Here is a 16,541-nt window from a genome sequence, read left to right as displayed (position 1 = left end):
CTCCTTCAGCGCCCGTTATCAGCGCAGGTTGATGACGGTCTGCAGGATCTGGTCCTGGGTCTTGATCGACTGGGCGTTCGCCTGATAGGCGCGCTGCTGCACGATCATGTTGACCAGCTCGGCGGTGAGATCGACGTTGGAGGCTTCGACCGCGCCGCCGCTGATGAAGCCGCGGGTACCCGCTCCTGGCGTTCCCGCCACGCCCGGCCCCGATTCGAGCGAGGCAATCCACAGGTTGTCGCCCATCGACACCAAACCATTCGGATTGCGGAAAGCAGCGATCGCCACCGTCCCCACCGTAACCACGTTGCCGTTGGTATACCGCGCCTGGACTTGCCCCTCTTTCGTTACCGACACGCTCGCCAGTTCTCCGGCAGGCACGCCGTCTTGACTGATGGTATTCACAGAAGAGGCGAGGGCGAATTGGGTGGCGGAAAAATTCAGGTCGATTGTGTTGTCGGACACTCCACCGACCACACCTCCAATGGTTGCGCCATTGGCCAAGTTGATGCCGCTCAAAGAAAAAGTAGGAACTGTTCCCGGAACGGGAGTTGTCATTTTGCCCGAGCCGTCGAATTCCATTGTCAAAGGACCCTGCAAAGTCCCTCCTTCTGCCGGGTCAGAAGTTTTATCTCCGGAAAGAGACCAATATGCTTCCCACTGAGAAGGGCTGGTATTACTGGTTCGCACAAAATACAAATTCAAATTATGCGCGATCCCCAAGGAATCATACGTAACGACCGTAGTCGAAAAATTATAGGTTTCAGGTTTGGATGGATCAGGAGGAGTCGTTGTGATTACCGGCTGATTGGCATCCAGATTGAACGTCATGCTGACGGTCGAAGTTTCCTTCGGTGTGCCGGTATCGTATGGCACCTTGATCGGCACCGCGTCTCCTGCCCCTGCCGTTCCGGGATAGCCGAGCAGCTGATAACCCGTGGCCGTGATCACGTAGCCGTCCTTGTCGAGCTGAAACTCCCCTGCGCGAGTGTAGAATGTCTGGTTGTCGCCCAGCACGGGGCGTTTCACCATGAAGAAACCATCGCCATTGATCGCCATGTCGAGCGAATTTCCCGTCTCGGTGATGCTACCCTGGCTGAAATTCTGGCGTATGGCGGCCACACGGGAACCACTGCCGACTTGCTTGTACGGATCGGCGCCGAGGGTGGAGGAATAAACGTCGGCGAACACCGTCTGGCTCGCCTTGAAGCCGGTGGTGTTGGCGTTGGCCACGTTGTGGCTGATGACGTCGAGCGCCTGCGAGGAGCTGGATAGGCCGCTCAAGCCTTGTTGGAATGCCATGATCCTCTCCTATCTCACATGATCTGCTTGACTTCGTCGAGCGTGAAAATCCCCAGATCGCCCACTTGCAGGTCGGTGCTCTTGGGGCCTTTCACGATGCCGGTGACCTGCCCGAGCTGCAAGGTGGTGGCATTGACCGTGTCGCTGCCGTTTTTCGCCTCGACCTTGAGTTTGTAAATGCCAGGCTGGGCGGCTTGACCGTCGTCGGCCTTGCCGTCCCAGACGAAATTGTGGCTGCCCGCTTCGAGCGAACCGAGATCGAGGGTGCGTACCGTGAGGCCGGACTGGTCGGTGATCGTCACTTTCACGCTGCTCGCGTCGCTGGGCAAATCCACCCCGCCGATACCGCCCGAGCTCGTGAGCGTGATCTGGTTGCCCGCCACCAGCACCCCGCGTCCGACGAGCGAAGCCATGTCGGTCATCTGCGCCGTGTCCGCCAAGCCAGAAACGAGAGCATTCAGCTTTTCGATGCCCTGCACCGTGCTCATCTGCGCCAGCTGCGAGGTCACCTCGGCGTTGTCCATGGGGTTCAGGGGATCCTGGTTCTTGAGCTGGGTGGTCAAGAGCGTCAGGAAGCGGTTCTGCATGTCCTCGACGGCACCGGCCGTTACGCTCTTGCTCGTCTCGCGCTGACCGTACTGCGCCAGGATCGAGCTCGCCGTGGTGGCCGCCGAGGGGGAAGTGGTGGTCGTGCTCATGATGAATCTCCCGTTGGGTTACTTGCCGGTCGCGGCAAGCAGCGTCAACCGCGCTTTGCTTACTGTCCGATCGTCAAGGTTTTCTGTAGCAAACTCCGTGCCGTATTGATGACCTCGACGTTGTTCTGGTACGAGCGCGAGGCGGAGATCATGTTGACCATCTCCTCGACCACGTTCACGTTGGGCATCTGCACGTAACCGTTCTCGTCGGCCGCCGGGTTGTTGGGTTCATAGACGAGGCGCATCGGGGCGGCGCTTTGCACGATCTGGCTCACCTGTACGCCCTGCGCCTCACCGTCGCGGATGGGGGTGGTGCGGAAGACCACTTGCTTGGCGCGGTAGGGCTGGCCGTCGGGACCGACGACGCTCTCGGCGTTGGCGAGGTTGGAGGCGGTGGTGTTGAGGCGGACGGACTGCGCCGTGAGCGCCGAGCCCGCCACCTTGAGCACATCGAGCATTGCCATGACGATCTCCCTGCCCTGTCACTCACTGCCCGGTGATGGCAGTGCGCATACTCTTGAGCAAGCGGTTGATGAAATTGAGGCTCGCCTCGTAGTGAAACGCCGTCTCGGCGAAGGCCGTGCGTTCCTGGTCCATGTCGACGGTGTTGCCGTCGACGGCCGATTGCACTTCGGTGCGGTAGCCTTCGTATTCGGCAAGCGGATCGTCGTCGCCGGCCGAGAGGTGTTCGGGGTCGGTTTTCTTGAGCCCGGGGGCGCTGCGGCTCGACTGGGCCTTGGTAAGGGCAGCGCGGAAATCGAGGTCGCGCGCCTTATAGCCGGGCGTGTCGGCGTTGGCGATGTTCGAGGCGATGAGCTGTTGCCTGCGGGCCTGCACTTCGAGCGCCTGGCGCTGGAAGGCAAGGGCTTGTTCGAGTTTTTCCAACATGGTCATCCTCCGGTTTGGGACGACGGGTAATGAGCACTTTCCATGCCTGACAGGATACGTCCCTGCCCGTCAAGGCAAAGGGCGGAACATCGGGGTTTCTGCCCGGCAAATTCGCGCTTGCCTGCCGGCAAGGATTGCCGGGCTTGCCGATCCGTGTTAGAACTGCGGCCCATGAACGTGAACGCCGCCCGCTTTTTCGCCTTTTTCTTTCCCGTCGCGCTCGCGTTGTGTCCCCTTGCGGCCGAAGCGCGCCAGGAGCCACAGGCGGTAGAGCAGACCGTGCGATCCTTCCTGCAGCAGGCGACGGCGGGGCTGCCAGGGCGGGTGCAGATCGAGGTCGATCCGTTCGACCCCTACAATCAGCTCCCTCCCTGTCGCAAGCTGGAAGCCTTCGTGCCGGAGAACGTGCGGCTGTGGGGGCGCGTAGCGGTGGGCGTGCGCTGCACTGAAGCCATGCCCTGGACGGCCTATCTCACGGCCAGGGTCGCCGTCTTCGGCACCTACTACCAAAGCGCCCGGCCCTTGCGCGCGGGGCAGATCCTCTCGCCCGACGATCTGCGCCGTGAAGAAGGAGAACTCACGGCGCTGCCGGAAGACGTGGTGCTCGATGCCTCCCGCGTGGTGGGCGCCCGGCTGCGCGGCAGCATGGCGGCCGGCCAGCCCCTGCGCCAGAGCCAGATCGTGCTGCCCGACGTCGTCTCACCGGGCACGGAAGTCGTCGTCCGCGCCACCGGCCCCGGGTTCGTGGTGGAGAATCGCGGCAAGGCGCTCAATCGCGCCGCGCCGGGCGAAACGGTGCGGGTGCGGCTCGAAGGTGGCCGCGTCGTCTCAGGGCAGGCGCAGGCCGACGGCTCGGTCCTCATCAACCCCTGAAAAATGCTAAAGTTTCCGCTCATACCTGCCGTAATCCCATTCAAGATGCCATTGGACGAATGAGGATTGGCCATGAAAATCGGTACCCCGACCCCGCCGGCGACGGGCGGCGCCGAATCCCTGCGCCCGCCGGCCACGAACGGCAAGAAGCTGCCTGATGCCCCGGCGAGCGAGGCAGCCGGCGGCAGCGAGACGGTCGCCGTCTCGCGGCTGGCCAACCTGCTCGCGCAAGGGGAAAGCGCCATGGAAAGCACGCCGGAGATCGACCAAGGTAAAGTCGCGGAGCTGTCGCAAGCCATCCGCGACGGGCGTTTTCGTGTCGACCCCGAGCGCATCGCCGACGGTCTGCTCTCCGAGGTACGCGACCGGCTAGCGCGCGAGGGACGATGAACCTGCCGCCCGCCGTCCTCGCCCTGCTGTCACAGCTACTCGCGCAGGAGGAACGCGCGCTCGAGCGTTTCTTGGCCGTGCTCGAGGAAGAGCGCCGGGCACTGCTCGCCGGCGAGGCCGAGGCGATCTCCGCGGCCGTCGAAGAGAAGAATCGTGTCGCGGAAACGCTGCAGAACTGTGCCCGGCAAAAACTGCTGCTCGCGGCCAAAAGCACCGGCAAGACGGACGAGGAAGCCGCCCACGTGTTGCAGGAATGGATGCAGGAGCCCTCGCTTGCGCCCGTGTGGGAACGCATTCGAACGCTTGCCGAACGCTGCCAGCGCGCCAACCTCGAAAACGGCACCTTCATCCGCGAGCGACTCGCGCTCAACCAGCAGGCGCTCGACGTGCTCCTCGGCGCCCAGGAGCGCCTCACCACCTACGACGCGCTCGGCACCACGCGCCTGCGCACCGCCACCCGGCGTCCGCTGGGCTCGGCCTGAACGCCCCGTCGTCGAAACGGGCATTTTCTGCCACAATGCAACCCGTTGGCCGATCGCCGGAGCCTCGCGTCATGATCACCGTCGTCTTCAACCAAAAAGGCGGGGTGGGCAAGTCCACCATCACCGTCAATCTCGCCGCCATCGCCGCCCGGCGCGGGCTGCGCACTCTCGTGGTCGATCTCGACCCGCAGGCGAACACCACGCGCTACCTGCTGGGCGAAGCCGCGGAAACCGCCGAACCGACGCTTGCCGAATTTTTCGACCAGACGCTCAACTTCAAGCTCAACCCGCGGCGCACCGAGGAATTCGTCCTGCCCACGGGGCACGAGAACCTCGCCCTGCTCGCCGGCCACGGAGCGCTCGAAGAACTCCAAAGCAAACTCGAATCCCGCTACAAAATCTTCAAGCTGCGCGAAGCCCTGCGCGAGCTCGCGGCGCAGTTCGACCGCATCTACATCGACACGCCGCCGGCGCTCAACTTCTACACCCGCTCGGCACTCATCGCCGCGCGCTGGTGCCTCATCCCCTACGACTGCGACGAATTCGCCCGCCGCGCCCTCCTGCAACTCCTCGAAACGCTCGAGGAAGTCCGCGCCGACCACAACCCCGAACTGCAACTGGCAGGCATCGTGGTCAACCAGTTCCAGAGCCGCGCCACCTTGCCGCGACAGGCGGTGGACGAACTCGCGGCCCAAGGTTTGCCCGTGCTCTCGCCCTATCTCTCGAGCTCGGTCAAGGTAAAGGAATCGCACCAGAAGAGCCTGCCGCTCGTCGAGCTCGAACCCGGCCATCGGCTGGCACAGGAATTCGCCGCCCTCTTCGAGGCGATCGAAGCACGCACCGCCGGCTAGAGCCGCTCGAGCGGCGCCACCGACAACAACAGCCGCTTGACGCCCACCTCGGGACCGAAGCGCACGCTCGCCTGAGCGTGTGCCCCGGCGCCTTCCACCGCCAGAATCACCCCCTCGCCGAAGCGCGGATGGCGCACCCGCTCGCCGCTGCGCCAACCGTTGCCTGCCGTCGTCGCCGGCGCCGGAGCGGAAGAAGCGCGCGACGGCGTGGGCTGGAGCGCTTTCTGCTCACGACTCCTGGCGTTGAGCCACAGCAAGAGCTCCGCCGGGATCTCCTCGAGAAAACGCGAGGGTTGATGGTATTCGGTCTGCCCGTGCAGCATGCGGATGTCGGCCCAGGAGAGATAAAGGCGCTGGCGCGCCCGGGTCACCGCCACGTACATCAAGCGCCGCTCCTCTTCCACCCCGCCGTCGGCGTACAGGCTGTTCTGATGGGGAAAGAGCCCTTCCTCCAGCCCGGTGAGGAAGACGACGTCGAACTCCAGCCCCTTGGAGGCGTGCACCGTCATCAGCTGCACCGCTGCCCGGCCCGCCTCGGCCTGCTGTTCGCCGGATTCGAGCGCGGCGTGCTGCAGGAAGAGGGCGAGCATCTCGTGCCCCTGCGCCTCGATCCCCTCGCTCGCCATCTGGGCGACGAAATCGCTCGCCGCGCTCACGAGTTCGTCGAGGTTCTCCAGCCGGTCGCTCCCGTCGCGCTCGGCGGCGTAGTGCGTGCGCAACCCCGAGCCGCCGATCACCCGCTCGACGAGTTCCGGCAATGGCGACTCGCGCGTCTGTTCGCGCAGGCGCTCGAGCAGCTGGAGGAATCCCTGCAAAGCCGCTCCCGCCCGGCCGGTGATGCGCGTGGCCGCCGCGCTGATGCCGGTTTCCTCGTCGCGCTGTGCCGCCAGCGCCTCCAGCGTGCGCGCCCCGATGCCGCGCGGCGGGAAGTTCACCACCCGCAGGAAGGCCGTCTCGTCGTCGGGCAGCAACAGCAGCCTCAGGTAGGCGAGCGCGTGCTTGATCTCGGCGCGGTCGAAGAACCGCTGTCCGCCATGGACGCGATAGGGAATGCCGGCGGCAAGGAGCGCGTGCTCCAGCGCGCGCGACTGGGCGTTCGCCCTATAGAGCACGGCGATCTGCTCGGCCGAGACGCCTTCGCGCAGCAAATTGCCGATCTCCTCGGCCACGAAACGGGCCTCGGTACCGTCGTCGGGCGCCTGGAACACGCGGATCGGCTCGCCCTCGCCCGCCTCGGTCCATAGATTCTTGCCCAGGCGCTCGCGGTTGTGGGCGATGATGGCGTTGGCCGCCGCGAGGATGTTGCCATGTGAGCGGTAGTTGCGCTCGAGCCGGATCACCGCCTGCACGCGGAATTCCTGCTCGAAACGCATCAGGTTGCGCGCGAGCGCCCCGCGAAAACCGTAGATCGACTGATCGTCGTCGCCCACACAAAAGAGGAAGGCCCCGGCCTCGCCCGTGACCGGATCGGCAGCAAAGCGCTGCAGCCAGCGGTATTGCAGGGCGTTGGTATCCTGGAATTCGTCGACCAGCACGTGCCGGAACCGTGCGCGGTAATGCGCGCGCAGCGCCTCGTCGCGCGCGAGCAGCTCGTCGCTGCGCAGGAGCAATTCGGCGAAATCCACCACCCCTTCGCGCTGGCACTGTGCCTCGTACTCCTGCCACAGCGGCAAAAAGCGCTCGGCGCGGCGCGACTCGGCTGCCACCTTGTCCGGGCGCAGTCCCTGCTCCTTGTGCGCGTTGATGAAGGAAAGCAGCTCGCGCGGCGGCGCCGTCTGCTCGGAGACGTTGAGCCGCTTGAGCAGGCGCTTGATGGCCGAGAGTTGGTCGGCCGTATCGAGGATTTGGAACATTTGCGGCAAACCGGCCGCTTCATGGTGAATGCGCAGGAGGCGGTTCGCCAGCGCGTGGAAGGTCCCCACCCACATGCGACGCAGGCTCGGGCGCAGCGCCTCGGGCAAGAGTCCCGCCAGGCGCGAGGCCATCTCGCGCGCCGCCTTGTTGGTGAAGGTCACCGCCATGATCTCGTGCGGCCCCGCCTCGCCCGTCTCCAGCAGCCAGGCGATACGGCTCGTGAGCACCCGAGTCTTCCCCGAGCCTGCACCGGCCAGGATAAGGGCGTGCTGCGGCGGCAGGGTCACCGCCGCGCGCTGTTCCGGATTGAGTCCCTGCAAAACCTCGTGCATCGTCCGTCCTCCGGCCTCGTGCCGGCATGATCTCTCGCCCCCCGATTGTACCCTCCGCCGTCGAGGAGCAGGTCAGCGGAACTTTTGCTGCAATGCAGCATCAAATAGAAAAGAAAACCGAAGAACGCGATTGGAATTTTTCCGTTCCACGATGCGAGACGTTGCAAGGGTGCAACAAAAAGTAAGATCCCCTTGCGTTCTCCCGGTCGGATCACGATAATGCGAGCATGTGTTGCGGCACAACATGCCGCCCAACCGAATCGCCGCCCACGAAGCGGTAAGGACCGAGCGATGAAAACGCCCAAACTCCTGCCCTGGTTTGCCAAGCAATACGATCTGCCCGAAGAGCGCGCACAGGCGCTGTGGGTCGAAGCCGTGCGTCGTGCCACGCTCGCCACGGGCTGGGTCGGATCCTCGCCTTTTTGGCAAACCGCCTGGAACGAATTCCATCGACTCGCCGAAGCCGAGTCGCAACGCCTGCATCCCATCACTGCCTGGTTGCGCCTGCAGCATCGCCTGATGAGCATGCCGCTGCGTGCAGCCACTGATCTGCTGCGTGCCAGCGAAAAAATACTCGAGCGCAGCCGCGCCGCCTGACCGAATCTTGTCTCCCTCCCTCTCCATCTCGATGGAGTTCACGCCCGCCCCGCGCGGGCGTTTTTTTTGCACCTCTAAAAAGCGGGGAAATCCGCCGGCCGCACCGACACGCCCACCGTCTCTCCCAAAAGCGGTGCCTCGTGGGACAAGGCGAACACCTCCTCGCCGGAATCCAGCCGCAGCGTAAGCCGGCACTGCGCCCCTCGGAACAGGACATCCACCACGCGTGCCCGCACGGCGGCGAACGCTTCGAGGCGAACATCCTCCGGACGCAGCAGCACCTCGACGCTCGCCCCCGGCTCGGCACGGTCGTGCCCCGCGAAGCGCACCGGTAAACGGCCCAGAGCGGTTTCGACCTCCCCCGTGTCCGAAACCCGCCCCCGCAAGAAAACGCCTTCACCGACGAAACTCGCGGCATATCGGGTAGTCGGCGCACGATAAAGCGCTTCGGGGCTGCACCATTGCTCGATACGCCCCTCGTGCATCAGGCCGACGACGTCGGCCATGGCGAACGCTTCGTGCTGATCGTGCGTCACGACGAGTGCCGTCATGCCGCGATCGCGCAACAAAGCGCGTACCTCATGCGCCAGGCGCGCACGCAACGCTTCGTCGAGGCTGGAAAAAGGCTCGTCGAGCAGGAGCAACGCCGGCTGCGGCGCCAAGGCCCGGGCAAGCGCTGCCCGCTGCCGCTGACCGCCCGAGAGCTGATGGGGCCAGGCATCGGCCAAGGTGTTCAAGCCCACCACGTCCAGCATCTCCGCCACGCGGTTCGCCCGCGCCCGTCGATCCAAGCTCCGCAGACCAAAGGCGACGTTCTGGGCGATGGTGAGGTGTGGAAATAGGGCGTGATCTTGGAAAACCATACCGATGCGCCGTCGCTCTGGCGGCACGACCAGTCCGGGTCGCGTCACGGTCTGCCCGTCGATGCGGATCTCGCCTCGCTGAGGGGCTTCGAACCCGGCCACGCAGCGCAGCACCGTCGTCTTGCCACAACCGCTCGCGCCGAGCAAGGCACCGATCTCCCCGGGAGCCAGGGCGAGCGACAAGTCGCGTACCACGACGTGCACGCCGTAGGCATGATGCAAACCGCGAATTTCGAGTGCAGCCGACACCGATATCGTTCCTTGGGCCAAAATGTATCGATTCTCATTATAATGTATTGTCCGCCTCATGAGATGCCTATGCCCCGGTCTTTTTCCCTCTCCACCCTTCTCGTCACCTTACTGGCCCTGCTCGCCGTGGTGCCGCTTCTCAGCGTGCTCGCGCAGCTACTACAGCCGAGCACCAGTGACGTCTGGGCCCATCTCGTCCGTACCGTCTTGCCGGACTACCTGCGCAATACCGCCTGGATCGCGCTGGGCGTGGCGCTGGGCACGACCATCATCGGCGTGAGCTGCGCCTGGCTCACCGCCACGCACGAGTTCCCCGGCCGTCGCCTGCTGGAGTGGGCGCTGATCCTGCCGTTCGCCATGCCGGCCTATGTAATGGCCTACGCCTACACCGATTTTCTCCAGGTGAGCGGCCCGCTACAAAGCGCGTTGCGCGAACTCACCGGCTGGAGCGTACGCGATTACTGGTTTCCGCCCATCCGCTCGCTCGGCGGCGCCGTGACCATTCTCGTGCTGGCGCTCTACCCTTACGTCTACCTGCTCGCACGCACGGCGTTCCTCGAGCGCAGCCCGGCCATGCTCGAAGCAGCGCGCACGCTCGGCACCCCCCCCTGGCACACCTTCTGGCAAGTAAGCCTGCCGCTCGCCCGTCCGGCGATCGCCGCCGGCACGGCGCTCGCGCTCATGGAAGCGCTCGCCGACTACGGTACCGTGGCCTATTTCGGCATTCCCACTTTCACCACGGGAATCTTCCGTACCTGGTATTCGCTGGGAGACCGGGTAGCGGCAGCGCAGCTCGCCTCCATGCTCGTCGGTTTCGTGCTGCTCTTGCTATGGCTGGAACGGGCCAGCCGGCGGCGGGCAAAGTTCGATGCCGGCAGACAACAGACTCCCGTGCCGCGGACGCAACTCTTCGGCTGGCGCGCCACGCTTGCCTGCTGCACCTGTGCCCTGCCGGTGATCTTGGGCTTTCTGCTGCCCGCGATCCTCTTGCTGGCGATGAGCCTGCAGGAACCGTCCGTGGCCGTCGACCTGCGTTTCTGGCGCGCCGCCGGCAATAGCCTCCGACTCGCCACCATGACCGCGCTCCTTGCCGTGGTGCTGACGCTCCTGTTCGCTTACCACGCGCGGCTGAAACCGTCACCGCTGGCACGCCTGCTCAACCGGCTCGTGGGGCTGGGCTATGCTCTGCCGGGAGTGGTCATCGCCGTCGGCGTGCTCTTGCCGGCAGCCGCACTCGACAATCTGATCGCCACCTGGCTGCACCAGACCTTCGGCCTCTCACCGGGGCTACTCCTCACCGGCAGTCTCGCCGGCCTCGTCTATGCTTATCTGGTTCGTTTCCTCAGCACGGCACTGCATACGGTGGAAGCGGGGCTCGCGAAGATTCCTCAGGCGATGGATGAAGCCGCGCGCACGCTCGGCAGCGGCCTGTGGCGCACACTCGCCTGCATCCACGCGCCGCTCCTGACGAAGAGCCTCTTGACCGCAGCCCTGCTCGTCTTCGTCGACGTGATGAAGGAGTTACCGGCCACACTGGTGATGCGCCCTTTCAATTTCGACACGCTCGCCACTCAGGTTCATACCCTGGCAGCCGATGAGCGCCTGGCCGAGCTGGGGCTGCCCTCGCTCACCCTCGTACTCGTTGCTCTCGGGCCGGTGCTGTTACTGGCTCATCAGATCACCCGCCATGGCCAAGCGCGTGCGGACGAGAAAAATCCTCTGCACGGGGTCGATGCCGCCTCGGACACGGCATGAAAACGCCCGGCTTCCAGACCGGGCGTTTCGCGAACGACGGTAGAGCTCGCCCTCAGCGCCAACCCACCTCGTCGAAAATTCTCTGTGCCAGCGGCTGGTTCTTACCCAGCACCTCCACCGGCAAGGGATCAATCTTGAATTCGCCCAGCGACGCGAGCACGCGGTTGCGATAGGCTACGTCGGGCACCGTAGGCCATTCGTTGTTGCCCACCGCGAAATAAACCTGCGCCTCCTCGCTCGCCAGATACTCGAGGAAACGGATCGCGGCTTCTTTGTGCGGCGCGGTGCGCACCATGCCCGCTCCGGAAATATTCACGTGGGTGCCGTTCCCGTCCTGGTCCGGCCACACCAGCGACACTTTGCGCGCCACGTTCATATCTTCGGGCTTGTCGGAAGCGAGGAAACGCGCATAATAATAGTGGTTTACCAGCGCCACGTCGCACTCACCGGCGGCCACCGCCTTGATCTGATCGGTATCGGACCCTTGCGGCGGGCGCGCGAGATTGTTTTTCACTGCCTGTGCCCAGGCACGCGCCTTTTCCTCGCCCCAGTGCTCGATGAGCGCCGCGAGCAGGGACAAGTTGTACACGTTGCTCGAAGAGCGCACGCACACGCGCCCTTTCCATTTCGGATCGGCAAGATCAGCATAGTCTTTGATCTCGCCGCCCGACACCGCCGCCTTGTTGTAAACGATGGCGCGAGCGCGATAAGAGAACCCGAACCACTTCCCTTCCGGATGACGGAAATGCGCCGGAATCCGCGTCTCCAACAGCTCGGAGCGCACCGGAGCGAAGAGCCCCATTTGCTCAGCACGCCACAGACGCCCCGCATCGACCGTGATCAGCACGTCGGCCGGGCTGTTCTCCCCCTCGGCCCGGATGCGCTCGATGAGTGGATCTTCCTGCCCCTCGATCAGGTTCACCTTGATACCGGTGGCGGCCGTGAAGTTTTCGTAGAGACGGGTGTCGGTGGGGTAGTGCCGCGTCGAGTAGACGTTGACCACCGGTTCCTGGGCCTTCAGCGCTGGAGCGAACAAGGCTGCCGTCAGCACCGCCACCGTTACGAACGTTCGTTTCATTGGAGCTCCTCGATCGACAATAAATGATAATTACTATCTTTTTCATTATACACTAAGTCACTCGACGCAAGCATCGTGCACCTCGCGGAGACTCCCGGCCCTTTGCCCCGCCTCCATCAAACCGGCTATACTTCTCTTTTCGTTCGTGCCACCCACCATCCCATCATGCAAGAAAAATACGATCCGTTGGCCGTCGAGCGTGCCGCTCAGCACTACTGGGACGAACACCAGAGTTTCAAGGCGGTCGAAGACACCTCCCGCCCCAAGTACTATTGCCTGTCCATGTTCCCCTACCCTTCGGGGAAACTGCACATGGGGCACGTGCGCAACTACTCCATCGGCGACGTGCTCGCCCGCTACCACCGCATGCGCGGCTACAACGTGCTCCAACCCATGGGCTGGGACGCCTTCGGCATGCCGGCCGAAAATGCCGCCATCCAGAACGGCATCCCGCCGGCTCAATGGACCTACAGCAACATCGCCTACATGAAACGCCAGCTGCAGCGGCTGGGTTTCGGCATCGACTGGTCGCGCGAGTTCGCCACCTGCCGCCCCGAGTATTACCGCTGGGAACAGTGGGTCTTCCGGCGCCTGTATGAAAAAGGGCTCATCTATCGCAAACTCGGGCTGGTGAACTGGGATCCGGTCGACCAGACCGTGCTCGCCAACGAGCAGGTGATCGACGGGCGAGGCTGGCGTTCCGGGGCGCTGGTGGAGAAGCGCGAGATCCCCATGTACTACATGCGCATCACCGCCTACGCCGACGAGCTGCTCGACGCCTTGAACGAGCTCCCCGGTTGGCCCGAGCAGGTCAAGCGCATGCAGGCCAACTGGATCGGGCGCTCGGAAGGGGCCGAAGTCGTCTTCCCTTACGATGAAGAAAGCATCGGTGAAGCCGGCAGCCTGCGCGTCTTCACCACCCGCGTCGACACCCTCTTTGGCGCCACCTATGTGGCCGTGGCCGCCGAACATCCGCTGGCGCTCGCCGCCGCCCAACGCGACCCGGAATTGGCCGCCTTCATCGAAGAGTGCCGACACGGAGCCGTGGCCGAGGCCGAAATCGCCACGATGGAGAAGAAAGGTCGTCCGACCGGCTTTTACGTGCTGCACCCCCTCACCGGCGAGAAACTCCCCGTATGGGTGGCCAACTACGTGCTGATGGGCTACGGTGAGGGCGCGGTGATGGCCGTGCCGGCCCACGACGAGCGCGACTTCGCCTTCGCCCAAAAGTACGGCCTGCCGATCAAGCAGGTGATCCGCCCGGCGGGCAAAGACCTCGACGTCGACCCGCACGGCCCCTGGCGTGAAGACTACGCCGAGCTCGGCCTCCTCGTCGCCTCCGGCCCCTACACCGGCATGCGCTCGGAAGAAGCCAAGGAAGCGATCACGGCGGCGCTCGCCGAGAAAGGGCTCGGCGCCAAGCGCGTGCAGTACCGCCTGCGCGACTGGGGCATCTCACGCCAGCGCTACTGGGGCTGCCCCATTCCCATCGTCCATTGTGCCGATTGCGGCGACGTGCCGGTGCCCGACGAACAGCTGCCGGTGGTGCTGCCGGAGCATGTCGCCCTCACCGGCCGCGGCTCGCCACTCGCGCAGATGCCCGAATTCTACGAGACCACCTGTCCGCGCTGCGGCAAACCGGCCCGGCGCGAGACCGACACGATGGACACCTTCGTCGAATCGAGCTGGTACTTCCTGCGCTTTTGCTGCGCCGACAACCACCAAGCCATGCTCGATGAACGGGTCAAGTACTGGATGCCGGTCGATCAGTACATCGGCGGCATCGAGCACGCCATCCTGCACCTGCTCTATTCCCGTTTCTTCACCCGGGCGCTGCGCGACCTCGGCCTCGTCGGTTTCTCCGAACCCTTCACGCGACTCCTCACCCAAGGGATGGTGGTGGCCGAGACCTACTACCGCCTCACGGCCGAAGGCAGGAAAGAGTGGATCAACCCCGCCGACGTGCTCGTCGAGCGCGACGCCAAGGGGCGCATCGTCGCCGCCCGGCTCAAGACCGACGGCCAGCCGGTACAGATCGGCGGCATCGAAAAGATGTCGAAGTCCAAGAACAACGGCGTCGATCCCCAAGCCCTCATCGACCGCTACGGCGCCGACACGGCGCGCTTCTTCATCATCTTCGCCGCGCCGCCCGAAGCGCAGCTCGAATGGTCCGATTCCGGCGTCGAAGGCGCCCACCGCTTCCTGCGCCGCGTCTGGGCCTTCGGTCACAAATACCGTCGCGAGCTGCAGCCGCTGCTTGCTTCGGCCCCGGCCGTGAGCGCGCTTCCCGCATCCTTAGCCGCCGCCCGCTGCGAGCTACACACCATCCTGCAGCAGGCCAACCACGACATGGGCAAACAGCAGCTCAACACTGTCGCCTCGGCCACGATGAAGATGTTGAATGTCCTCGAACGCCTGCCCGAGGCCGAACCGGCTGCGCAAGCGCGACTCGCCGAAGAGGGGTTCTCCATCCTGCTGCGCGTGCTCTCCCCCATCGCGCCGCACCTCGCGCACGTCTTGTGGCGCGAATGCGGCTTCGGCGAAGACGTGCTCGACGCCCCCTGGCCCGAACCGGATCCCGCTGCGCTGCAGCGCAGCGAAGTGGAGCTCGTGCTGCAGATAAACGGCAAAACCCGCGGCAAGATCGTCGTGCCTGCCGCAGCCGACCAGTCGGCAATCGAGTCGATCGCACTCGTGGCTGCTGCGCATCACCTCGAAGGGCGCACGCCCAAACGCGTCGTCGTCGTCCCCGGCCGCCTCGTCAATCTCGTCGTGTGAGGACTGCCCGATGGCCGAGCCAACGCTTCGTTCCGCCTCCCGACGCCGCCTGCTGCTCGCCGCTGCGGCACTGCTTGCCGGCTGCGGCTTTCGGCCCCGCGGCATGGCCGGCCTCGGTGCGCCTACCGTTCAAATCAACAACGTGGCGCGGGGCAGCCCCCTGGGACAGACCATTTCCCGCCGCCTCGCCGGCAGCGAAACGCAGTGGGTCGATCCTCCCCAGCAGGCCGACATCCGCCTCGACGTCCTCTCCTACCGCGAAGAGCGGGACATCCTCACCCTGACGAAAGCCGGTAAGGTGCAAGAGTACCTCATCCGCGCTCGACTCAACTTCCGCGTGCTGGACAAGGAAGGCAAGGAGGTGATCCCTCCCACCGAACTCGTCGCGGAGCGCGACTACAGCTACGACGACAACCAGATCACGGCGCGAGCCCAGGAAGAAGCCCTCCTCTACGCCGACATGCGCCAGCAGCTCGTCGACCAGATGTTCCTGATGGTCGGTCGCACGCTCGCCAATCGCAAATGAAACTACCGCTCGAACGGCTCGCCCGCCACCTCGAACGCCAAACGCTGGAACCCGTTTGGGCGGTCTATGGCGACGAGCCCCTCCTCGTCCTCGAGGCCACCGACGCTCTCCGCGCCCGGGCCCGCGCGCTCGGTTTCGACGAGCGGCTCGTCTTCACCCTCGAGCCCGGTTTCTCGTGGGAACGCCTCACCCAGGAATGCGACAGCCCCTCGCTCTTTGCCGCTCGCCGCCTCATCGAACTGCGGCTGCCCCAGGGTAAGCCCGGCACGGAAGGCGCTGCCTGGCTCAGCGAACGGGTCAAACACCCCTTGCCCGACACGATCCTTCTCGTCACCCTGGGCGAGATCGACTGGCAGACGCGCAAGAGTGCCTGGTTCACCGCCCTCGAGCAACACGCCGTGGCCGTGGAGGCCAACGCCCCCTCGCGCGAGCAACTTCCCCAGTGGTGGCGCGAACGGCTCGCCCGCCAGGGACAGAGCGCCTCGCCTGAACTCCTGCGCCTGCTCGCCGAACGCACGGAAGGCAACCTCCTCGCCGCGCGCCAGGAACTTGAAAAACTCGCCCTTATCTTCCCCGAAGGTCCGCTGCCGGAAGAAGAAGTGCGCGCCGCCGTGTTCGACCTCGCCCGTTACGACCCCGAGTCGCTGCGCCAAGCCCTGCTCGAGGGCGAGGCGGTGCGGGCCTTGCGGCTGCTGCGTACGCTCACCGCCGAGGGCTGCGCTGCGCCGCTCCTCGTCTGGGCGATGGCCGCAGCGCTGCGGCTCATTGCCGGAGCCCAGGAAACGCTCGCTCGTCGTGCACCGCTGGAGGCTTTTTTTCGGCAAGAACGCCTCTTCCGCCCCGAAGAAAAACGCGGGATCGAGCGTAGCGCCCGGCGATTTCCGCCCCTGCATGCCGCGCTCACCGCCTGTGCCCGGCTCGATCGCATTGCCAAGGGTGCCGAACCCGGCGATTTCACCATGGAGGCCGAACGACTCCTCCTCTCGCTGGGCACGGCTTTGTCCCGTGGCCGCGCCGCCTGATCC

General features: G+C 64.9%; 16 protein-coding genes. 9 read left to right on the top strand and 7 right to left on the bottom strand.

Annotated elements, in window-relative coordinates:
* Nucleotides 1-18: 18 nt before the first annotated feature.
* From flgE to flgB, 4 genes are read right to left on the bottom strand one after another with little or no spacing between them, the layout of a single operon-like run.
* Nucleotides 19-1,302 carry a flagellar hook protein FlgE gene (flgE, locus tag H607_RS0105830; protein ID WP_028874648.1) on the bottom strand — a complete coding sequence of 428 codons (1,284 nt, stop codon included), beginning with the start codon at nucleotides 1,300-1,302 and terminating at the stop codon, nucleotides 19-21.
* A 14-nt stretch (nucleotides 1,303-1,316) separates the two neighbouring features.
* The gene (locus H607_RS0105825) at nucleotides 1,317-2,000 is read right to left on the bottom strand and encodes a flagellar hook assembly protein FlgD (RefSeq protein ID WP_028874647.1); all 684 of its coding nucleotides are present in this window, start codon (nucleotides 1,998-2,000) and stop codon (nucleotides 1,317-1,319) included.
* A 59-nt stretch (nucleotides 2,001-2,059) separates the two neighbouring features.
* Entirely contained in the window at nucleotides 2,060-2,464 is a 405-nt protein-coding gene (flgC, locus tag H607_RS0105820) for a flagellar basal body rod protein FlgC (protein WP_028874646.1), read from the bottom strand.
* A 22-nt stretch (nucleotides 2,465-2,486) separates the two neighbouring features.
* Nucleotides 2,487-2,888 (bottom strand): flagellar basal body rod protein FlgB, encoded by a 402-nt coding sequence (gene flgB, locus H607_RS0105815; RefSeq protein WP_028874645.1) that lies wholly within the window; start codon nucleotides 2,886-2,888, stop codon nucleotides 2,487-2,489.
* Between the two features lie 171 nt (nucleotides 2,889-3,059).
* Between flgB and flgA the strand changes: the two genes are divergently transcribed.
* From flgA to H607_RS0105795, 4 genes are all read left to right on the top strand, one after another.
* On the top strand, nucleotides 3,060-3,761 hold the full coding sequence (gene flgA, locus H607_RS11950; RefSeq protein ID WP_083961961.1) for a flagellar basal body P-ring formation chaperone FlgA: 702 nt from the start codon (nucleotides 3,060-3,062) through the stop codon (nucleotides 3,759-3,761).
* A gap of 72 nt (nucleotides 3,762-3,833) precedes the next feature.
* Nucleotides 3,834-4,151: a flagellar biosynthesis anti-sigma factor FlgM gene (gene flgM, locus H607_RS0105805; RefSeq protein ID WP_051240708.1), complete on the top strand. Its 318-nt coding sequence runs from the start codon at nucleotides 3,834-3,836 to the stop codon at nucleotides 4,149-4,151.
* Complete coding sequence (locus H607_RS0105800) at nucleotides 4,148-4,633, top strand: flagella synthesis protein FlgN (protein ID WP_028874643.1); 486 nt, start codon at nucleotides 4,148-4,150, stop codon at nucleotides 4,631-4,633. Before flgM ends, H607_RS0105800 begins: the two co-directional genes overlap by 4 nt.
* A 71-nt stretch (nucleotides 4,634-4,704) precedes the next feature.
* Nucleotides 4,705-5,484: a ParA family protein gene (locus H607_RS0105795; RefSeq protein ID WP_028874642.1), complete on the top strand. Its 780-nt coding sequence runs from the start codon at nucleotides 4,705-4,707 to the stop codon at nucleotides 5,482-5,484.
* Here the strand turns inward: H607_RS0105795 and H607_RS0105790 are convergent.
* Nucleotides 5,481-7,670 (bottom strand): UvrD-helicase domain-containing protein, encoded by a 2,190-nt coding sequence (locus tag H607_RS0105790; protein WP_028874641.1) that lies wholly within the window; start codon nucleotides 7,668-7,670, stop codon nucleotides 5,481-5,483. The genes H607_RS0105795 and H607_RS0105790 overlap by 4 nt on opposite strands.
* A gap of 291 nt (nucleotides 7,671-7,961) precedes the next feature.
* Between H607_RS0105790 and H607_RS0105785 the strand changes: the two genes are divergently transcribed.
* Nucleotides 7,962-8,267 carry a hypothetical protein gene (locus tag H607_RS0105785; RefSeq protein ID WP_028874640.1) on the top strand — a complete coding sequence of 102 codons (306 nt, stop codon included), beginning with the start codon at nucleotides 7,962-7,964 and terminating at the stop codon, nucleotides 8,265-8,267.
* 74 nt (nucleotides 8,268-8,341) lie between these two features.
* Here H607_RS0105785 and H607_RS0105780 read toward each other — a convergent pair whose 3' ends face one another.
* Nucleotides 8,342-9,379 (bottom strand): ABC transporter ATP-binding protein, encoded by a 1,038-nt coding sequence (locus H607_RS0105780; protein WP_028874639.1) that lies wholly within the window; start codon nucleotides 9,377-9,379, stop codon nucleotides 8,342-8,344.
* A 69-nt stretch (nucleotides 9,380-9,448) separates the two neighbouring features.
* On the opposite strand from H607_RS0105780, the gene H607_RS11945 reads away from it, so the two are divergent.
* Entirely contained in the window at nucleotides 9,449-11,134 is a 1,686-nt protein-coding gene (locus H607_RS11945; RefSeq protein ID WP_051240707.1) for an ABC transporter permease, read from the top strand.
* A 52-nt stretch (nucleotides 11,135-11,186) separates the two neighbouring features.
* Here H607_RS11945 and H607_RS0105770 read toward each other — a convergent pair whose 3' ends face one another.
* The gene (locus tag H607_RS0105770; protein ID WP_028874638.1) at nucleotides 11,187-12,212 is read right to left on the bottom strand and encodes a Fe(3+) ABC transporter substrate-binding protein; all 1,026 of its coding nucleotides are present in this window, start codon (nucleotides 12,210-12,212) and stop codon (nucleotides 11,187-11,189) included.
* Nucleotides 12,213-12,377: 165 nt separating this feature from the next.
* Between H607_RS0105770 and leuS the strand changes: the two genes are divergently transcribed.
* The 3 genes from leuS to holA are packed head-to-tail and all read left to right on the top strand — an operon-like array spanning nucleotide 12,378 to nucleotide 16,538.
* The gene (leuS, locus tag H607_RS0105765; RefSeq protein ID WP_028874637.1) at nucleotides 12,378-14,990 is read left to right on the top strand and encodes a leucine--tRNA ligase; all 2,613 of its coding nucleotides are present in this window, start codon (nucleotides 12,378-12,380) and stop codon (nucleotides 14,988-14,990) included.
* 10 nt (nucleotides 14,991-15,000) lie between these two features.
* On the top strand, nucleotides 15,001-15,516 hold the full coding sequence (locus H607_RS0105760) for an LPS-assembly lipoprotein LptE (RefSeq protein WP_028874636.1): 516 nt from the start codon (nucleotides 15,001-15,003) through the stop codon (nucleotides 15,514-15,516).
* A complete protein-coding gene (gene holA, locus H607_RS0105755) occupies nucleotides 15,513-16,538 on the top strand; it encodes a DNA polymerase III subunit delta (RefSeq protein WP_028874635.1) in 1,026 nt (341 codons plus the stop codon). The genes H607_RS0105760 and holA overlap by 4 nt, the downstream gene beginning before the upstream one ends.
* The last annotated feature ends 3 nt before the right edge of the window (nucleotides 16,539-16,541 follow it).

The organism is Tepidiphilus margaritifer DSM 15129 (assembly GCF_000425565.1).
In the GTDB taxonomy this organism is placed as follows: domain Bacteria; phylum Pseudomonadota; class Gammaproteobacteria; order Burkholderiales; family Rhodocyclaceae; genus Tepidiphilus; species Tepidiphilus margaritifer.
Note: the sequence above shows the minus strand (reverse complement) of the source record. Positions and strands in the feature narration are given on the sequence as shown.

What these genes read in the sequence shown, in the direction of transcription:
- H607_RS0105800 (WP_028874643.1), top strand. Translation starts at nt 4,148, where the DNA reads ATGAACCTGCCGCCCGCCGTCCTCGCCCTGCTGTCACAGCTACTCGCG.
- H607_RS0105770 (WP_028874638.1), bottom strand. Translation starts at nt 12,212, where the DNA reads ATGAAACGAACGTTCGTAACGGTGGCGGTGCTGACGGCAGCCTTGTTC.
- H607_RS0105760 (WP_028874636.1), top strand. Translation starts at nt 15,001, where the DNA reads ATGGCCGAGCCAACGCTTCGTTCCGCCTCCCGACGCCGCCTGCTGCTC.
- flgA (WP_083961961.1), top strand. Translation starts at nt 3,060, where the DNA reads ATGAACGTGAACGCCGCCCGCTTTTTCGCCTTTTTCTTTCCCGTCGCG.
- flgM (WP_051240708.1), top strand. Translation starts at nt 3,834, where the DNA reads ATGAAAATCGGTACCCCGACCCCGCCGGCGACGGGCGGCGCCGAATCC.
- flgC (WP_028874646.1), bottom strand. Translation starts at nt 2,464, where the DNA reads ATGGCAATGCTCGATGTGCTCAAGGTGGCGGGCTCGGCGCTCACGGCG.
- flgB (WP_028874645.1), bottom strand. Translation starts at nt 2,888, where the DNA reads ATGTTGGAAAAACTCGAACAAGCCCTTGCCTTCCAGCGCCAGGCGCTC.
- H607_RS0105785 (WP_028874640.1), top strand. Translation starts at nt 7,962, where the DNA reads ATGAAAACGCCCAAACTCCTGCCCTGGTTTGCCAAGCAATACGATCTG.
- H607_RS0105795 (WP_028874642.1), top strand. Translation starts at nt 4,705, where the DNA reads ATGATCACCGTCGTCTTCAACCAAAAAGGCGGGGTGGGCAAGTCCACC.
- H607_RS0105825 (WP_028874647.1), bottom strand. Translation starts at nt 2,000, where the DNA reads ATGAGCACGACCACCACTTCCCCCTCGGCGGCCACCACGGCGAGCTCG.
- H607_RS0105790 (WP_028874641.1), bottom strand. Translation starts at nt 7,670, where the DNA reads ATGCACGAGGTTTTGCAGGGACTCAATCCGGAACAGCGCGCGGCGGTG.
- H607_RS11945 (WP_051240707.1), top strand. Translation starts at nt 9,449, where the DNA reads ATGCCCCGGTCTTTTTCCCTCTCCACCCTTCTCGTCACCTTACTGGCC.
- leuS (WP_028874637.1), top strand. Translation starts at nt 12,378, where the DNA reads ATGCAAGAAAAATACGATCCGTTGGCCGTCGAGCGTGCCGCTCAGCAC.
- holA (WP_028874635.1), top strand. Translation starts at nt 15,513, where the DNA reads ATGAAACTACCGCTCGAACGGCTCGCCCGCCACCTCGAACGCCAAACG.
- flgE (WP_028874648.1), bottom strand. Translation starts at nt 1,302, where the DNA reads ATGGCATTCCAACAAGGCTTGAGCGGCCTATCCAGCTCCTCGCAGGCG.